This window comes from Stenotrophomonas sp. SMYL89 (assembly GCF_036319985.1).
GTDB classification, from domain to species: Bacteria; Pseudomonadota; Gammaproteobacteria; order Xanthomonadales; family Xanthomonadaceae; genus Stenotrophomonas; species Stenotrophomonas maltophilia_Q.
Window position 1 is genome coordinate 53,213 of the sequence record NZ_JAWIRW010000015.1, and the last position, 16,813, is coordinate 70,025.

The 16,813-nt window shown below is 66.4% G+C and carries 15 protein-coding genes; 4 read left to right on the forward strand and 11 right to left on the reverse strand.

Annotation, left to right across the window (positions count from 1 at the left end; translation table 11 throughout):
• Positions 1–68 precede the first annotated feature (68 nt).
• Complete coding sequence (locus tag V3B41_RS16475) at positions 69–476, forward strand: biopolymer transporter ExbD (RefSeq protein ID WP_329861697.1); 408 nt, start codon at positions 69–71, stop codon at positions 474–476.
• A gap of 55 nt (positions 477–531) precedes the next feature.
• Here V3B41_RS16475 and V3B41_RS16480 read toward each other — a convergent pair whose 3' ends face one another.
• The gene (locus tag V3B41_RS16480; RefSeq protein ID WP_152906579.1) at positions 532–1,419 is read right to left on the reverse strand and encodes a hypothetical protein; all 888 of its coding nucleotides are present in this window, start codon (positions 1,417–1,419) and stop codon (positions 532–534) included.
• Positions 1,420–2,048: 629 nt separating this feature from the next.
• Here V3B41_RS16480 and V3B41_RS16485 point away from each other — a divergent pair.
• Positions 2,049–4,910, forward strand: coding sequence for a TonB-dependent receptor (locus V3B41_RS16485; RefSeq protein ID WP_329861698.1), 2,862 nt, complete (start codon positions 2,049–2,051; stop codon positions 4,908–4,910).
• Between the two features lie 132 nt (positions 4,911–5,042).
• Here the strand turns inward: V3B41_RS16485 and fhuE are convergent, their stop codons facing one another.
• From fhuE to V3B41_RS16500, 3 genes are all read right to left on the reverse strand, one after another.
• Positions 5,043–7,205: a ferric-rhodotorulic acid/ferric-coprogen receptor FhuE gene (gene fhuE, locus V3B41_RS16490; protein WP_295547890.1), complete on the reverse strand. Its 2,163-nt coding sequence runs from the start codon at positions 7,203–7,205 to the stop codon at positions 5,043–5,045.
• 176 nt (positions 7,206–7,381) lie between these two features.
• Positions 7,382–7,933, reverse strand: a complete 552-nt coding sequence (locus V3B41_RS16495) for a M23 family metallopeptidase (RefSeq protein ID WP_295547893.1) — start codon at positions 7,931–7,933, stop codon at positions 7,382–7,384.
• Between the two features lie 77 nt (positions 7,934–8,010).
• Positions 8,011–8,493, reverse strand: a complete 483-nt coding sequence (locus V3B41_RS16500; RefSeq protein ID WP_197632656.1) for an Lrp/AsnC family transcriptional regulator — start codon at positions 8,491–8,493, stop codon at positions 8,011–8,013.
• Positions 8,494–8,565: 72 nt separating this feature from the next.
• Between V3B41_RS16500 and V3B41_RS16505 the strand changes: the two genes are divergently transcribed.
• Positions 8,566–9,441 carry an EamA family transporter gene (locus V3B41_RS16505; RefSeq protein ID WP_049429103.1) on the forward strand — a complete coding sequence of 292 codons (876 nt, stop codon included), beginning with the start codon at positions 8,566–8,568 and terminating at the stop codon, positions 9,439–9,441.
• Positions 9,442–9,554: 113 nt separating this feature from the next.
• Here the strand turns inward: V3B41_RS16505 and V3B41_RS16510 are convergent, their stop codons facing one another.
• The 4 genes from V3B41_RS16510 to V3B41_RS16525 form a co-directional block, all read right to left on the reverse strand.
• Positions 9,555–10,292, reverse strand: coding sequence for an endonuclease/exonuclease/phosphatase family protein (locus tag V3B41_RS16510; RefSeq protein ID WP_005419292.1), 738 nt, complete (start codon positions 10,290–10,292; stop codon positions 9,555–9,557).
• Between the two features lie 53 nt (positions 10,293–10,345).
• Positions 10,346–11,179 (reverse strand): thiol:disulfide interchange protein DsbA/DsbL, encoded by an 834-nt coding sequence (locus tag V3B41_RS16515; RefSeq protein ID WP_197632658.1) that lies wholly within the window; start codon positions 11,177–11,179, stop codon positions 10,346–10,348.
• A gap of 106 nt (positions 11,180–11,285) precedes the next feature.
• The gene (locus V3B41_RS16520) at positions 11,286–11,936 is read right to left on the reverse strand and encodes a thiol:disulfide interchange protein DsbA/DsbL (RefSeq protein ID WP_099551128.1); all 651 of its coding nucleotides are present in this window, start codon (positions 11,934–11,936) and stop codon (positions 11,286–11,288) included.
• A 106-nt stretch (positions 11,937–12,042) separates the two neighbouring features.
• A complete protein-coding gene (locus V3B41_RS16525; protein WP_197632659.1) occupies positions 12,043–12,843 on the reverse strand; it encodes a c-type cytochrome in 801 nt (266 codons plus the stop codon).
• Between the two features lie 156 nt (positions 12,844–12,999).
• Here V3B41_RS16525 and yihA point away from each other — a divergent pair, with 156 nt between their 5' ends.
• The gene (gene yihA / locus V3B41_RS16530; protein WP_099551130.1) at positions 13,000–13,602 is read left to right on the forward strand and encodes a ribosome biogenesis GTP-binding protein YihA/YsxC; all 603 of its coding nucleotides are present in this window, start codon (positions 13,000–13,002) and stop codon (positions 13,600–13,602) included.
• Between the two features lie 80 nt (positions 13,603–13,682).
• On the opposite strand, the gene V3B41_RS16535 is transcribed toward yihA, so the two are convergent.
• The 3 genes from V3B41_RS16535 to V3B41_RS16545 form a co-directional block, all read right to left on the reverse strand.
• Positions 13,683–14,654, reverse strand: a complete 972-nt coding sequence (locus tag V3B41_RS16535) for an MBL fold metallo-hydrolase (protein ID WP_295547906.1) — start codon at positions 14,652–14,654, stop codon at positions 13,683–13,685.
• A gap of 610 nt (positions 14,655–15,264) precedes the next feature.
• Positions 15,265–16,089, reverse strand: coding sequence for an AraC family transcriptional regulator (locus tag V3B41_RS16540; protein ID WP_049428266.1), 825 nt, complete (start codon positions 16,087–16,089; stop codon positions 15,265–15,267).
• Entirely contained in the window at positions 16,086–16,790 is a 705-nt protein-coding gene (locus V3B41_RS16545; protein ID WP_295546780.1) for a VIT family protein, read from the reverse strand. The genes V3B41_RS16540 and V3B41_RS16545 overlap by 4 nt, the downstream gene beginning before the upstream one ends.
• Positions 16,791–16,813 lie beyond the last annotated feature (23 nt).

Consider the following 16,813-nt stretch of genomic DNA (forward strand, 5'->3'; position numbering starts at 1 on the left):
TGCCGCCAGCCTGCATCGGCGACGTACTGTCAGCCTTGGGCGAACGGCCCGGCTGCAGGGAGCGGCACATGGCGTTCAGTAGCGCAGGAAGAAGCGGCCCGCTGGCGGACATCAATGTCACGCCACTGGTGGATGTGATGCTGGTGCTGTTGATCATCTTCATCGTGACCGCGCCGATCATGGCCCGGCCGATTGCCGTGCAGTTGCCACAGGCCACCGCTCGCACGATTGATCGCCCCGAACCGCCGCCGCTGACCGAGCTGCGCCTGGACGCATCGAACCAGCTGAGCTGGAATGGCCAGCCGATGGCCATCGGCGATCTGCAGGCGCGCCTGCAGGCACAGGCGGGCGAACATGCGGGCAACCCGCCGGAGCTGCGCATCGCCACCGATCCGTCGGCCGAGTACGAAGGCATGGCCCGGATATTGGCTGCGGCCGAAGCCACCGGCATGGAGCGCATCGCTTTCGTGCGATAGCGTATCTAAACCGCCGCTCAGGGGGAGATTGCGACATGAGCGGCGGATGAGGGTGTCAGTATTGCTGGCAGTAGACTGTGCGACCATCCCAACTGCACGAGATGCGGCTGCTGCTTCCGCGCTGGACGGGGACTCCATACATCTGTGCGGATCTGACCCAGTTGTCCAGGTCGCCATGCTGGCCGAAATAGTATTGTCCGGCGTACGAAGGGGCGGAGATCGGGTCGGCGATGGATTCGTCAGGAACCTTGTTGCCTATGCTGTCGCGACTTTCGCCCTTCTGATACTTCGCTTCGGCAACGTTGTCCGGTGTTACTCGATAAAGCGTCTTCGATCCGTCACGCCATGTGATCATTATTGTTATGGATCCGCCACCTTTGAGGCCTGCCCAGTTCAGGGCCGCTTGTTGAATCGAGAGCGCGATGCTGTTCCAGGTTGGGCTTCCCGTATTGGCTCCTGCCAGTTCTGTGGCTAGATACTGGCCAAGTCGGGTTCGCAGTGTGGCTGAGGCGACGATGTCAAAGGTATTGGAGGACTTGTAAGACTCGGGGAACCTCACTCCATTGGAGTTTCCGGGGTTGTCTGGATGCAGCACGACCACTGATCCGCCTCCTGCCATCGCGTGGGCCCCTTCAGGTGGCCCTCGAAAGGCTGACGTCGCATCCAGAATCCGTAGGAAGGCCATTTGAATCTGTGCGGGAACCGGTGTCGAAAGTGCGCGCCACTTTCTGATCTCGCGATCATATTCAACTTCGAAGGCGCTCAGTCGGGCTTTTTCGAAGTCCATTACAACCGCCAACCCGGAGCCTGACATCAGGGCTGCATCTTTGGGAGAGGCACAGTTGTTGCATTCAATCAGGCCCCCCGCTCTCGATTCGCTTGTAGGGAACAGAAGCAATGCCGTGACAACCGCGACATGGATCATGACGGTGATTGTTTTCACAATTGAGCCTCATGAGAATGACTGGGGCTCTCAGTCTCACCTTGGTTGGCCCCGGAAATTCGTTTGACGGGCAGTTTTCAAACTATTCCTAAGTGTTGTCTGAATTTGCTTCGTAGATTCAAGCTGGTCGATGCATGTGGCTCTGTCATCGAGATGGCAGCAGCCAAAAGAGCAGCCATTGAGTGCCTCAGGTTCGCACGGTGATCCCGGCGATCTGCAGTCCGTCATTGCAAGGGCTCCTGCCTATGGATTACTCGCCATCTTGGTATGAGTTCCAGCTCAAATGCGATCTGTTCGACGCCGTCAACCGACGGCAACGGCGATGATCATGCTGCCGATGGCACCGGTGCATTGTCGTTGGACGGATCGGCAAGAGCACTTGCCCAATTGCGGGAAAGCCGGGAAGCCGCTGTCGCAGCCAGCATCAAGGCTGCCTGCTGTGAACAGTATCGTCCGGTCATAACCTGCAGCTATCTGACGCAATCGGCCTGTAATTGCGTCAATTCCGCGTGAAAGAGTGCCGGTCATCACGTCGTGATTTTTACCACTTGTTTACAAAGGAGACGCTGCCGCCATGCAGGGGGGAGCGCGGCAGTCCATGTCCCGACATTCCTTTGGAGAGAGAGCGAATGATTCACCTGCATCACCGCCCGTTGGCGGTTGCCGTCGCGCTGTGCGTGACGGCCCTGGCACCGTTGGGTGCCACTGCACAATCCACCACCAACCTCGATGCGGTGGAAGTCACCGGTACCCGCATCAAGCGCGCTGAAGTCGAAGGCCAGGTGCCGATCCAGACATTGACGCGCGGTGACATCGAACGCACCGGCCTGACCTCGATCGGCGAAGTGCTGCAGCAGCTCACCGGTTCCGGTTCGGCGCTCAACGCCAAGTTCAACTCGTCCGGCAACTTCGGTTTCCCGCCCGATGGCAGTGGCGTGGGTGCCGGCTCGGCGCAGGTCGATCTGCGCCACCTGGGGGCCAAGCGCGTGCTGGTGCTGGTCGATGGCATCCGCTGGGTCAATGAGTCGTCCGCCTCCGGCGTCGGCTCGGCTACCGATCTCAATACCATTCCGCTGGCCATCGTCGAGCGCATCGAGGTGCTGGAAGATGGCGCGTCGTCGCTGTACGGCTCCGATGCCATTGCCGGCGTGGTCAACATTATCACCCGCCGTGACTTTGATGGTGGGCAGGTGACGCTGAACTACGGCGAGTACAGCAAGGGCGACGGCACGCAGAAGGGCGTGGACCTGGCCTGGGGCAAGAGTGGCGACCGCTTCAGCCTGTTCCTGGGCGCCAGCTGGACCAAGCAGGATCCGGTATTCGCCAAGGACCGCGAGCAGTCGCGCTTCCCGATTCCCGGCACCGGCCTGGCGTTCGGCAGCGGTGGCATTCCGCAGGGCCGTTTCATGTTCACCGACCCGAACACCGGTGCGGTGCAGAACATCGTGCCCAATACCGGCGTGAGCAATCCGCGCTACGACGGCAGCGCCGGCTGCAGCCGCACGGATGACTACCACTGCTTCACCACCGCCGACCGCTTCAACTTCGCCGAATACAACATGGTGCTGACGCCGTCGGAGCGCAAAGGCCTGTTCGGCCAGTTCCGCTTCGACATCACCGACAACGTGCAGTGGTACGTCAAGGCACTGGGCAACCGTCGTGAGTCGACCAACCAGGCCGGCCCGGAGCCGCTGTTCTTCGGCCCCGATGGCGCCACCGGCAATCCGCTGGCCGACAACATCATCGTCTCCGCACTCAACCCCTACAACCCGTTCGGCTTCGATCTGGTTTCCGGCGACAACATGAGCCTGATCGGTCGTCGCCCGGTGGAAGGCGGTGCGCGCGTGTTCAAGCAGAAGGTGGACACCACCTACTTCGCCACCGGCCTGGTGGGTGACTTCCACGCCGCCGACCGCAGCTGGTACTGGGACGTCAACGGCATGTACAGCAAGAACAAGGCCGAACAGACCAACTACGGCAGCTATGACATCTACAAGGTGAACATGGCGCTGGGCGACCCGGCGGTGTGCGCGGCCACGCCGGGCTGCGTGCCGCTGAACATCTTCGGCGGCGTCGGTTCGATCACCCCGGACATGCTGAAGTGGATCCAGCCGGTGGTGCGCGACCGCAGCCAGAACGAGCTGAGCCTGTTCACCGCCAACCTGTCCAGCGAGCTGTTCTCGCTGCCGGCCGGCCCGGTGTCCTTCGCCACCGGTTTCGAGTACCGCAAGTACAAGGGCTCCTACCAGCCCGATCCGTTGACGGTGATCGGCCACTACAACGGCGTGCCGTCGCAACCGACCTCCGGTTCCTACGACGTCAACGAGGCCTACCTGGAGTTGAGCGTGCCGATCTTCGCCGACTCCTCGTTCGGCAAGAAGCTGGACCTGAGCCTGGCCGGCCGCTATTCGGACTACTCCACCTTCGGTGGCGAGTTCACGCCCAAGTACGGCCTGCGCTGGCAGGTGACCGACGACTTCGTGCTGCGCACCACCTACGCCGAGGGCTTCCGTGCACCGTCGATCGGTGAACTGTACGGCTCGGCCGCACGTGCAGACCTGCAGTTGTTCGATCCGTGCTCGGTGGGCCTGGGCGGTACGCCGCCACGTGGCAGCGCGGCCAACTGCGCCGCGCTGGGCGTGCCGGCCGGCTTCCAGCAGGCCAACTCGCAGATCTCGGTGACCACCGGCGGCAACCGCGAGCTGGAGCCGGAGCGTTCGCGCAGCTTCAGCGCCGGCTTCGTGTGGAGCCCGTGGTTCGGCAACAACGCGTCGTGGTCGGAGCGCTTCGATGTGGAGGTGACCTTCTACCGCCATGCCATCGATGGTGCGATCCAGGCGATCAACGCGCAGACCCAGCTGGACCTGTGCGTGGATACGCTGGACCCGATCTACTGCAACGGCATCACCCGTGCCAGCACCGGTGCGGTCAGCAGCTTCAACAACCGACTGACCAACCTGGGTTCGATCAAGACCGACGGCTGGGACGTGGATCTGTTCTGGACGCTGCCGCAGACCTCCATCGGCCAGTTCAAGCTGGCGTGGAAGAACACCTTCGTCGGCCGCTACGAGGCCACCGGTGCGGCTGGCCAGAAGCAGCCGCAGAAGCCGGGCGTGGAAGTGGCCGACAGCTCGATTCCGGAGTGGACCAGCAACGCCAGCATCGGCTGGACGATGGACCGCTGGAGCGCCAACTGGACGGTGCGGCACATCTCCGAGCTGACCGAGAACTGCGGCGATGCCGCCGCCTTCCCTGTGTGCAGCAACCAGGCTGCGGGCACCAACACGCTGTCGGCCACCACCTTCCATGACATGCAGGTGGGCTACAAGATCGACTGGATGAAGGGGCTGCAGCTGACGGCCGGCCTGAACAACGTGTTCGACAAGGATCCGCCGATCTGCCTGTCGTGCTCGTTGAACGGCTACGACGCCTCGACCTACGACATCCCCCGTGGTCGTTACTGGTACCTGCGCGCGGATCTGCGGTTCTGATGTGACGGTGGCAGCGCCGGCCAGTTCCGGCGCTGCCTTGCTGGTGCAGAGCCGAGCCCACGCTCGGCTGATTCTCTGAGCCGAGCATGGGCTCGGCTCTACAAGTGCGGGGCGATCGTGCCCCGTGCCTGCTCAGAACGACCAGGTGAACGTCAGCGAGCCGTTGCGGCCATCGCCGTACGCGCCGTAGCCGTTGATCTGCGACAGGTACTGCTTGTCCAGCAGGTTGTTGAGGTTGGCCTGCACGCTGAACTCCGGCGAGATGCGGTAGCGCACGAAGGCGCTGACCAGTGCATAGCCACTCTGCTCGATGCGGCCGTAGGCCGGCACCGGGTAGTAGATGCGGTTCTGCCAGTTGGCACCGCCACCGACGGTCAGTGCCTGCAGCGACTGCGGGGTGTAGCTGGTGAACAGCTTCAGAGCGGTCTGTGGCAGGTTGGTGTTGATGTCGGCGCCGTTGATGTCCTTGGCCACGTAGCGCGATGCGCCGAAGGTGGCATTCCAGCCCGGTGCCAGTTCGCCGTTCAGCTCGAACTCGAAGCCACGGCTGACCGTGCCACGTGCGGCGCGATAGGCGGTTTCGCCGCCGGTACCGCCGATGACCGGCTCACCGGTGGACTGGCCGACGTTGTCCTGTTCGATGCGGAACACTGCCAGCGAGGCGTTCAGGCGGTTGTCGAACCATGCCCCCTTGACGCCCACTTCGTAGCTCTTGCCATCGACCGGATCGAGATAGCTGCCGTTGCGATCCTTCAGCGTCTGCGGCTGGAAGATCTCGGTGTAGCTGGCGTAGGTCGAGTAGGTGTCGCTGATGTCGAACACCAGGCCGGCATACGGCGTGGTGACCTTGTGCGCGCGGTCGGCGCCTTCGCCTTCGCTCCTCCAGTCGGTGTAGCGGGCACCGATGATCAGCTTCAGCGGATCGGCCAGCGACAGGCGTGCAGCCGCGTAACCGGCCTTCTGGGTGATGGTGCCCTCGCTGGCCAGTGCCAGCGGGTTCCAGTTCGGCTCGCTGATGTTGCCGGTCCAGTTCAGATAGCTTGCGAACGGATCCCAGGTCTGGCCGGCACCGCCGACCTGATAGTCGCCGTAGTTGGCGTACTCGCGCTTGTTGTAACTCAGGCCTGCCATGAACTGGTGCTCGCGGCCGAACAGCTGGAACGGACCATCAACGTAGCCATCGGCGCCGGTGACCTTGCGCTCGGTGTTGTAGAAGCCCGCCGAGGGCGAGATGCCCGCGCCGGTGGTCTTGTCGAAGTTCGATGCGCCCGTGGTCCAGTCGTTGTACGCCGGGTAAAACAGCTTGTCGTCGGCCCTGGTCTCATCGTGGGTGGCGCCGACCTTGAACTTCCAGCCATTGCCGAAGGCATGCTGCAGGGTGGCGAAGGCGCGCTTGCTGGTGGTATCCCAGTAGGTCCAGTTCGGGCTGGCGTTGAACGATTCGTCGTAGCCGGTGCGCGAGCCGTCGGAATACAGCATCGGGAAGCCCCCCCAGGTGGCGCCGTTGGCGCGCTTCTGCTGGTAGTCGTAGCCCACGCTCAGCTGCGTGTCCGGGGTCAGGTCAGCATCGATCACTGCATAGCCCAGTGTCTTGCGCTGGTTGTAGCGGTCCATCTGGCCGTCGGTGTCCAGGTAGCTGCCGATCACGCGGCCGCGCACGGTGCCGCTGGCGTTCAGCGCGCTGCCCACGTCAACGGTGGTGCGGGTACGGCCCCAGCTGCCGACGTTCACCGACACGCTGCCAGCCAGTTCGGCACTGTCGGCGTGCTTGCGGATCAGGTTCACCGATGCGGACGGATTGCCGGCACCACTGAGCAGGCCGGTGGCACCACGCACCACTTCAACGCGGTCGTACAGCGCCAGGTCCAGCCCGGAATCACCATAGCTCCAGTTCTGCACCATCTGCGTGGGCAGGCCATCGAACTGGTAGGCATCGATGTAGAAACCGCGCGCGTAGAACTCGGTGCGCTCGCTGTCGGACTGGGTGCTGGTCACGCCGGTGGTATTGGCCAGCACGTCGATGATGTCGTCCAGGTTCTGATCTTCGATGCGCTGGTGGCTGATGATGCTGATCGACTGCGGGATCTCGCGCGGGGCCAGGTCGAAGCGGGTACCGGCCGAGGTGCGGCGCACCGAATAGCCTTCGGCGCGCTCACCCTTCACCACCACCTTGTCGAGGGTGGTCGGATCGGCGGCGGTTTCGGCGAAGGCGGCCGGGGCCACGGCGCAGAGAACGGCGAGCACGGCAACGGACAGCCGTTGCGGCTGCGGGGTACGGAAGGCGGAACGGGTCATGGGGGTCCTGGGCGAGCACGCGCGATCGGCCGGCATCCAGGAGGCGAGGCGCTACGGGTAGGGAGAGGGCGGGCAGGCCGTCCTGGCGCTACCGGAAACGAAAGAAATGGTAATACGAACTATTCCTATTTACAAATCATGAACGAATCGACCCGGTGATCCGGGTGCGGGCCGGGTCAGCGCAGCAGCGGGAGTGGATCGCGCGCGCCGTCGGTGCCGTAGATGCCCCAGTGCAGGTGCGGCGGCGTGCCCTTGGCGTTGCCGCTGTCGCCGACATGCCCGAGCAGATCGCCGGGCTGCACCACCTGTCCGAGTGCCAGGCCTTCGGCCCAGTCGTCCAGGTGGGCGTAGTAGTAGCGTTCGCGCGCCGGCCCGATCACCCAGACCTGGCGCCCGCCGAGCCCGCGTTCGCTGACATCCGCGATGACACCGGCCGTGGCGCTGCGCACCGGTGTACCACGCCTGGCGAAGATGTCGATGCCGGCGTGCGTGCGGTCACGGCCGCGCGGAGCGCCGAAGGTATCGGCGATCTGCCGGGGACGGACGCCCTCCACCGGCACCGGAAGTTCGGTGGCCGGCGGCATCCGCGAGAGTGCCCACAGCATCTTCGGCGCGGCCGCCCACGGGCTGTTCCATAGCGCCATCGCCGCAACGAGGGCAATGGCCAGCCACAGGCCGCGCAGCAACCAGCGGCGCAGGCGACGGGCGGGGGAGGGCGTTGTGCTCATGGTTTTCGATTGTAGAGTCGAGCCATGCTCGACTGCTGTTGCCTTGCGGCCCCAAAGCCGTCGAGCATGGCTCGACGCTACGGCACCGGCAGCAGCGGCACCTCGAAACTCCGCTTCAGCGTGCCCAGTGCTACCGATGTGCGGAAGCGCTCGATGTTGTCATCGCCGCCGAACAACCGCTCGGTGATCGCCTCGTATTCTTCCATCGACGCGGCCGAAAGCAGCAGCAGGAAATCGCCGTCGCCGGTGATCGAATAGCACTGCTGTACCGCCGGGTCGTTCTGCACGCGTCGCTTGAACGGCGCCACGCGTTCGCGCTGCTCGCTGACCACGCGCACCTCGACGATGATGGTCAGCGGCCGCCCGACCTTGGCTGCGGCGACCACCGCCACGTTGGCGGCGATCACGCCACTGTCCTGCAGGCGCTTGATGCGGCGTTGCACGGCCGGGGTGGACAGGTGCACGGCCTCGGCGATTTCGCGCTGCGGCAGGGTGTTGTTCCGCTGCAGGAGGTCGAGGATGGCGCGGTCGAAACTGTCGAACACGGGAGCGGTGGCCATGGCGAGCAGAAGTTGCACGAACAGGCTGTCAATTGAGCCAAGTGCTCGGCGGTGACGCAATAGACTTTGCGCATGCAGACCTCACGACTCGCGCCGATGTTGCCGGCGCTGGCGGTGCTCGGCTCGGTCACCTCGCTGGCCATCGGCACTTCCTACGCAAAACACCTGTTCCCGCTGATCGGTGCGCAAGGCACCAGCGCGCTGCGCGTGGGCTTTTCCGCGTTGTTGCTGCTGCTGTTCTGGCGACCATGGCGCTGGAAGACCAGCCGCCCGGATGCCGTCACCATCCTGCGCTACGGGCTCACTCTGGGCCTGATGAACCTGCTGTTCTACATGGCCCTGCGCACCATTCCCTTCGGCATCGCGGTGGCCATCGAATTCACCGGGCCGTTGACGGTGGCGATGCTGTCATCACGACGTCCGATCGATTTCCTCTGGGTGGGGTGCGCGGCGCTGGGGCTGCTGTTGCTGCTGCCGATCGGCGGCGGGCCGGCGCTGGACCCGGCCGGTGTGCTGTACGCGATGGGCGCGGCGGCCTGCTGGGGCCTGTACATCGTGTTCGGCAAGCGTGCCGGCCATCTGCATGCCGGGCACTCGGTCTCGCTGGGGCTGCTGGCGGCGTCGCTGGTGGTGGTGCCGGTGGGCGTGGTGCATGCCGGTGCCGCGCTGCTCGATCCGAAGATCCTCGCGACGGGCCTGCTGGTGGCACTGGTGTCCAGTGCGATCCCGATGTCGCTGGAGATGATGGCGCTCAAGCGCCTGCCGAAGGAGACCTTCGGCATCCTGATCAGCATGGAACCGGCGGTGGCCGCGCTGTGGGCGATGCTGCTGCTGCACGAGCACCTGCACGGGCTGCAGTGGCTGGCGATCGGCTGCACGGTGCTCGCCTCGGTGGGCAGCACGATGACGGCAAGGCGCTTGAAGGGGCCGATCGCGCAGGCCGGGTAGCGCCGGGCCATGCCCGGCGGAGAGCGTGCGGACCAACGGTCCGCACCCACAAGAGCGGCTGTCCGCAGCTCTTGGGCAACAAGCCAACCAAGGTTGGCACCTGCCGGGTGCGGTCAGCGCAGGGCGTCGGCCGGGACGTCGATCTGCATCGCCAGGGCGAGGTGATCGGAGAACGCGGCCGGTACGGCTTCCACGGTGCGGGTCTGCAGGCCGCTGCTGACCAGGATGTGGTCGATGGCGCGGTCCGGGCGCCAGCTGGGGAAGGTCGGCACGATGCAACCTGGCGGCTGCAGCCGGGTCTTCTGGTACAGCACCTGCATTTCCGGGCGCTCGGCCAGGCAGTTGAAGTCGCCCATCAGCACCGCGTTCGGGTGGTCGGACAGCAGCTCGGCGATGAAGCCCAGCTGCGACATCCGCGAGCCCGCGCCCAGCGACAGATGCGCCACTGCGACTGCCAGGCCGTCGGCGCCGTCGCCGAACTTGGCCAGCAGCACGCCGCGCCCGCCGATGCGGCCGGGCAGGGCGTGATCCTGCACTTCAACCGGTTCCAGCTTGCTCAACAGGCCGTTGGCGCTGGAGGCGACCCCGCCCATGCGCCGGTTGGGCTGGTGGCTCCAGTAATTGAAGCCGGCGCGCTGGGCCAGGTAGTGGGTCTGGTTGGTGAAGCCCGAGCGCAGGCTGCCCGGATCGGCCTCCTGCAGGCCGACGATGTCATGTTCGCGCGCCAGGGTGGCGATCGCGTCAAGGCTGCTGCGCTTGCGACCCGCCGGCAGCGCATGTGACCAGCTGCGGGTCACATAGTCGCTGTAGCGGCGGGTACTTGAGCCGGCCTGGATGTTGGCCGTCAGCAAGCGCAGGGTCCGTGTACGGGGGGAATTCACGGCCGGGAAACGCTTCTCTTGGATCAGTGAGCCTGGGCCGCACCGCGTTCGCGGGCGATCAGGTGGTCGGCGATGCGCAGCATGTCCGGGAAGCTCTTGCCCTTCACCAGGTACTTGCCGTTGACGATGATCGACGGGGTGCCGCTGATCTGGCTGCGCTGCGCGAACTGCTTGGCCGAGTTGGTCTTGGCATTCACCGCGAAGCTGCCCATGGTGGCGGCGAACTGCTTCGGATCCACGCCGTAGGCACCGTAGAACTTGGCGATGTCGTCCACCGAATCACGGCCACGCTCGCCCTTCAGGGTCTTCTGCGAGTGGATGGCGGCGTACAGCGCTTCGTGGGTCTTCTCCTGCACGCCGAGCGTCTGTGCGGCGTAGAAGGCACGGGCGTAGTCATCCCAGGTGCCGCCGAACATGGCCGGCACGTAGACGAAGTTCACATCGCTCGGCAGGCCGGCCTTCCACGGGCCAACCAGCGGCTGGAACGCGGCGCAGGCCGGGCAGACGTAGCCGAAGATCTCGGTCACTTCGATCTTGCCGGCGGCCGGCTGGAACGGCTGGCCGTTCGGAATCACCTGGTAGTCGGCACCTTCCACCGGGGCCGGGCCGGTCAGCGCGGCGGTGGTCGGAGCCGGTGCGGCGGCAGCCGGTGCAGCTTCGGTCGGGGCCTTTTCGCCTTCGGCAGCCGCCGGAGCGGTGCCTTCGGTACCCGCGGCCGGAGCGGCCGGCTCGGTGGTCGCCGGAGCTGCAGCCGGTTCAGCCGGGGCCGCGGTGGTGTTGGTGCTGCCGTCGTCGGCCTTGCAGGCCGCCAGGATCGGCAGCAGCGCTGCGAGGGCGAGGGCGTAACGGATCTTCATGGAAACGTCTCCAGCATCTGGAAAGGTGGGGCCTGCGTCAGGCGCCGGCCAAGGGGAAATGATGACACGCGGCGGCGACAGCGCCGTGTCGGTGGTGGGTGTTGGTTCAGCGGCCGCGCGCCGCGCGGGCCTGGGCGATCAGCGCCGAGGCGATGCGCAGCTGGTCGTCGAAGCTGTTGCCGCGCACCAGGTACTGGCCATTGATGATGATGGCCGGGGTACCCGGCACCTTGGTGCGCTGGGCGAAGGCGCGGGCGGCGTCGACCTTCTTCTGCACGGCATCGCCGCGCAGGGCCTGCAGGTAACGGTCCGGGGTCACGCCGTAGGCTTTGTAGAACGTGGCGAGCTCATCAGCCGAGACGTTCTGCATGGGCAGCGAACCATCCTGGTGCAGTGCCTTGAAGACCGCCGCGTGGCTGCGCTTGGCCACGCCGACTTCGTCGGCGGCGTAGTACGCCAGTGCCCAGGCATCCCATGCACCACCGAAAGCGGCCGGGACCGGAGTGAAGCGCACGTCGGCCGGCAGCTTGGCCGCCCACGCCGCCAGCTGTGGCTCGAAGTGGGCGCAGTGCGGGCAGGTGTAGCCGAAGACCTCGACCACCTCGATCTTGCCGGCCAGCGGCTGGAACGGGCCCGGTTGGGCGATGCGCTCGTAGTCTTTGCCCTCGACCAGCGGGGCATTGGCGGGGGTAGCAGCGCAGGCTGCCAGCGGCAGCAGCACCAGCACGGACAACAGCAGGCGGGAAATCAACCTCATCGACACGCATCTCCGTTGAAAAAAGCAACGCCGGCGCAGTCGCCGGCGTGAAGGAAACATACCGCAGGCGCGGGCCGTGGTGGCGGCCCGGGCCGACCAGTGGCGGTCAGGGGGCGGCAGCCGGTTGCGCCGATGGGGTGGCAGTGGCCACATCGTCGGCCTTGTTGTGCAGGCCCTGCAGGTAGCTCGACAGCGCCTGCACCTCCTGCTCGCTCAGCTTCTGCGCGACCGTCGCCATGATCTGGAAGTGCGCCTTGTCGGTCTCGTTGGTCTGGCCGGCCTGGTATTCCTGCAGGCGGCGCGCGACATAGCTGGCGTGCTGGCCGCCGATGTGCGGGTAGGCCGGCCCGGGATTGCCGGCACCACTGGGACCGTGGCAGGCCATGCAGGCCGGCAGGCCGCGCTTGGCGTCTCCGCCGCGGTACAGCTGCTGGCCGATCTCGTAGAACTTCATGCCCTTGTACGGGCCGTCGGTGACCGCCGTGTCGTCGGCGATACCGGCGGTGGCCTTCTGCGTGGCGAAGAACGCGCCGATGTCGCGCATGTCCTGCGGCGTGAGGTTCTGCACGAACGGGACCATCGCCACCGCCGCGCCGGAACTGCGCTGGCCGTTGGCGATCAGGGCCATCTGCTGGGCCACGTAGCGTTCGCTCTGGCCGGCGATGGACGGATACATCTCGACCGTGGCATTTCCGTCGGCGCCATGACAGGCCGCACAGGCCGAAGCCTTGGTCTGGCCAGCCTTGGCATCGCCCCAGTGGGTCTTGCTGAAGTCCACCTCCAGCGAGGCGGTGTTGATCGGCCCGTTGTCGGGCAGCGGGGTCAACGTGGTCTGCGCGAACGCAGCAGCGGCAACGACTACGGCAGTGGCAAGGGCGGATACGGCAAGAACGCGAGCGTGGCGCATGCTGAAGCTCCGTATGGACCGGGCCGGGCGGTGGCCGCCGGCATCGCCCGGATTATCAACGGCGTTTCCGCGCACGGTCAACGCAGCAGTGCAGCAAAATGCCCGCAACGGCCGCCGGCACGGGCGCGCGGCGCCGCAACATGCGATCCTAGGCACATGTCATTGCTCATCGAACGCGCCCGTTACCACCTTTCGGCCCATAACGTGCGGCAGCTGCCGCCCGATGAAGGGGCCGAAGTGGCCTTTGCCGGCCGCTCCAACGCCGGCAAGTCCAGTGCGCTCAACGCGCTGACCCGCCAGAATGCCCTGGCCCGTGTCTCCAAGACCCCCGGCCGTACCCAGCAGCTGGTGTTCTTCCAGATCACCCCGGAAGCCCATCTGGTCGACCTGCCCGGTTACGGCTACGCCAAGGTGCCGCTGGACCTGCAGGCGCACTGGCAGGCCTTCATCGACCGGTATTTCCGCACCCGCGAGGCCCTGAAGGGGCTGGTGGTGGTGATGGACATCCGCCACCCGCTGAAGGACTACGACCGGCAGATGCTGTCCTATGCCGTACAGCGCGGCATGCCGGCGCACGCCCTGCTGACCAAGGCCGACAAGCTCAGCCGCAGCCAGCAGATGCAGACCCTGCAGAAGGTGCGCAAGGAACTGCACTCGGCCTACGGCGACAGCGTCAGCGTGCAGGTGTTCTCCGGCGAGGACCGCACCGGCGTGGACGAAGCCCGCGGCGTGATCGGCGGCTGGCTGGGCCTGGCGTAAGGCGCTCTGCCGCGCTCGCCGGGCATGGCCCGGCGCTACCCGGTCCGATCGGGTGGGGGCCGACCTTGGTCGGCACACCCTCACAACGGCGAATACTCCGCCGGCACCCAGGCATAGGCCTGGCCTTCGCTGCGCACGTGGCCCAGGCCGGGGAACGGCAGATGCGCGCCGGCCACCCACCAACCGTTGGCAGTGGCCTGCTGCAGCAGGCCGCGACGGCTGGCGACTGCAGCCCTGCGGTCCGAATCCGCCTCGAACGCCGCTTCCGGATGCGCGAACTGCACCGCGTGGAAGTGCAGCACATCACCCCAGACGAGTAGTGACTGGCCCTGGCTGTCGAACCGGTAGGAGACGTGGCCCGGGGTGTGGCCGTGGGTATCCATCGCCACCGCGCCACCGGGCAGGGCATCGCCGGGTTTGAAGGTGCGCAGATGGCCACTGGCCTGGTACGGTGCCACCGCGTTGCGTGCCAGCGGGAAGGCGAAGCGCACGCCCTTCGGCGCGGTGGCCTCGCTGGCCGGGTTGAGCCAGTAATCGGCATCGGCCTTGGACAGCCACACCGTGGCATTGGGGTAGGCCGGCTTGCCCTGCGCGTCGAGTACGCCGCACAGGTGGTCCGGATGGGCGTGGGTCAGCAGCACCTCATCCACCTCGGCCGGGTCCACGCCGGAGGCGCGCAGATTGCCCAGCACCTGGCCCAGGCCGGGGCCAAAGCACTGCGCGGTGCCGGTATCGACCAGGGTCAGATGGTTACCCTGGCGTACAAGGAAGGCGTTGATCGCGGTCTGCAGGCCTTTCTTGTCTTCGGGTACGTAGCGGCCTTCCAGCAGGCGGCTGACCAGCGTCGGCGGCACGTCCACCACTTCCTGCCTGCCGAGTGCGACCACGCCGTCGAACAGGGCGGTGACCTGCAGCGCACCGACGCGCTGGTGGTAGACGCCGGGCACCTGCTGGGTGGGGGCGGGCGAGGTGGCCTCGGCCAGCGCGGCCAGCGGCAGGGAGGACAGTGCCAGCAGCAGTGCGGTGCGCAGCGGCAGGGGACGCAGGGTCATGGCGGTTCTCGGTGGATGACGGGTGGTTCCGTTGGCCTAGCGTGCCGTGGCCGGCGTGCGCACGTCGCTCAAACCACTGCGTGGAATGCTCAGGGAAGGGGGTGTCTGCAGGGCTGCGCCCTGCACCCGCAGAGGCAACGGCAACAGCAACAGCGGGCTATCCGTGGGATGGCGGGGCGGGTCCGGTTGCGGGGGACGCCGTAAATACATCCCTGTAGGCTCGGTCGCGCCATCCATGGCGCTCACGCCCCCGCAACCGGACCCACCCCGCCTTCGACAGATTCCTGCGATCTGTTGGGAATGCCCTTGGGGTCAGATCCGTTTCCCGCAGGAAAACGGATCTGACCCCAGAAATACATTCGATCTTTGACAGACGTGTCGACCAAGGTCGACACCTACCAACAGCCGAGTGAACCTGTCGAAGGTGGGGCGGTGTCGGAGTGCGGGGTGTCAGCCGCATGGATGCGGCTGCCAAGCCTACAGGGACGTACTTGCGGCGTCCCCGCACTCCGACACCGCCTCGCCATCCCACGGATAGCCGCTGTTGCTGTTGCTTTCGCTGTTGCCGTTGCCTCTGCAGGTGCAGGGCTGCAAGCCCTGCCGAACCCCCTCAGATGTCTGTGGGAGCCAGCCCGTACTGCTCGGCGAAGCGCCTGCTGAAACTGGCCGCAGAGCGGTAGCCCGCGCGCGCTGCCACGGTCTTCAGCGGCAGGTCGGTGGTGTAGAGCAGCTGCATGCCATGCGCCAGCCGCGCCTCGGTGAGCAGCTGGCGCAGGCTGGTGTCCTCGGCGGCAAGACGGCGGCGCAGGGTTGCACCGCTCAGCGCGAACTGTTCCTCGACATCGCGCGATTGCCAGTCGCGTGCGGGTTCGGCAGCGATGCGGTCGCGGATCTGTTCGCCCAGGCTCGGGGCCTGCGGCAGCAGCAGGCTGCCATGCCCCTGCCGGCACAGCGTCAGTACCAACGACGCCAGCGCCAATCGTGCTTCGCTGTAACGCCCGTCCTGCAGCGATTGCCGCCACTGCCGCAGCACCACGCCATGTTCGATCAACGGCAGGCGCGCCATCGCCGTGCCTGCGCTGGGCAGTGCTTCGCTCCACAGCGTGCGCGCCGCCGCCAGCACTTCAGCACACAGCGGCACGATGGCACTGAGGTAGCGGCCGCTGCGCGGGTCGGGGGTGTTGACCACATCGATGCGGCAACGCTGGGTGAGCAGCAGGATGTCGCCGGGCACGAACTCCAGTGACTGGTGCGCGGTGCGTACCTGCTTGCGGCCTTCCAGCAGGATCGCGAACTGGGGTTGCGGAATCTCCACCGAACTGGCGCCGTGCTCGCGGCGTGCGGTGATGCAGGCATAGCCTTCGGCGCGTTCGCAGCCGGCCAGGCTGGCCATCTCGGCCAGCAGCGCGGCAACTGGCGGCAGCATGCCGGTCATGCCACGTGGGCGCCGAACAGGCGTCCGACGCCTGCAGCGGCGGCCATTGCCAGTGCACCCCAGAACATCACCCGGATCGCCCCGCGGACAGGCGGTGCGCCGCCGGCGCGGGCCGCCATCGCACCGGTCAGGCACAGGCCCAGCAGGGTGCTGCCGGTGGTGATCATCGCAACCTTGTCCACCGGGGCGAGCAGGGACGTCAGCACCGGCAGCGCGGCGCCGCAGGTGAAGGCTCCAGCCGAAGCCAACGCCGCCTGCAACGGGCGCGCGCGCAGGGTGTCGGTGATGCCCAGTTCGTCGCGGGCGTGCGCCCCCAGTGCATCGTGTGCGGTGAGCTGCTCAGCCACCTGCCGTGCCAGCGCCGGGTCCAGGCCGCGGTGGCGGTAGATTGCGGTCAACTCTTCCAGCTCGCTGTGCGGGTCTTCGTGCAGCTCGCGTTTTTCCATCGCCAGGTCGGCATCTTCAGTGTCGGCCTGGGTCTGTACCGAGACGTACTCGCCGGCGGCCATCGACATTGCGCCGGCCACGGTGCCGGCCACGCCGGTGGCCAGGATGGTGCTGGCCGTTGCCCCGCTGGCAGCCACGCCGACCACCAGGCCGGCCACCGAGACGATGCCGTCGTTGGCGCCCAGCACGGCGGCGCGCAGCCAGCCGACGCGCTCGGAGCGGTGCAGTTCGGGGTGTCGTGAATGGCGGCTCATGACCTTGAGTGTACGAGGGTCAA

Bases quoted from the DNA above. Each gene is read 5' to 3' on its own strand.
- V3B41_RS16520 (WP_099551128.1), bottom strand. From the start codon at position 11,936: ATGAGGTTGATTTCCCGCCTGCTGTTGTCCGTGCTGGTGCTGCTGCCG.
- V3B41_RS16495 (WP_295547893.1), bottom strand. From the start codon at position 7,933: ATGAGCACAACGCCCTCCCCCGCCCGTCGCCTGCGCCGCTGGTTGCTG.
- V3B41_RS16475 (WP_329861697.1), top strand. From the start codon at position 69: ATGGCGTTCAGTAGCGCAGGAAGAAGCGGCCCGCTGGCGGACATCAAT.
- V3B41_RS16540 (WP_049428266.1), bottom strand. From the start codon at position 16,089: ATGACCGGCATGCTGCCGCCAGTTGCCGCGCTGCTGGCCGAGATGGCC.
- V3B41_RS16545 (WP_295546780.1), bottom strand. From the start codon at position 16,790: ATGAGCCGCCATTCACGACACCCCGAACTGCACCGCTCCGAGCGCGTC.
- V3B41_RS16535 (WP_295547906.1), bottom strand. From the start codon at position 14,654: ATGACCCTGCGTCCCCTGCCGCTGCGCACCGCACTGCTGCTGGCACTG.
- V3B41_RS16485 (WP_329861698.1), top strand. From the start codon at position 2,049: ATGATTCACCTGCATCACCGCCCGTTGGCGGTTGCCGTCGCGCTGTGC.
- V3B41_RS16525 (WP_197632659.1), bottom strand. From the start codon at position 12,843: ATGCGCCACGCTCGCGTTCTTGCCGTATCCGCCCTTGCCACTGCCGTA.
- yihA (WP_099551130.1), top strand. From the start codon at position 13,000: ATGTCATTGCTCATCGAACGCGCCCGTTACCACCTTTCGGCCCATAAC.
- V3B41_RS16500 (WP_197632656.1), bottom strand. From the start codon at position 8,493: ATGGCCACCGCTCCCGTGTTCGACAGTTTCGACCGCGCCATCCTCGAC.
- V3B41_RS16515 (WP_197632658.1), bottom strand. From the start codon at position 11,179: ATGAAGATCCGTTACGCCCTCGCCCTCGCAGCGCTGCTGCCGATCCTG.
- fhuE (WP_295547890.1), bottom strand. From the start codon at position 7,205: ATGACCCGTTCCGCCTTCCGTACCCCGCAGCCGCAACGGCTGTCCGTT.
- V3B41_RS16505 (WP_049429103.1), top strand. From the start codon at position 8,566: ATGCAGACCTCACGACTCGCGCCGATGTTGCCGGCGCTGGCGGTGCTC.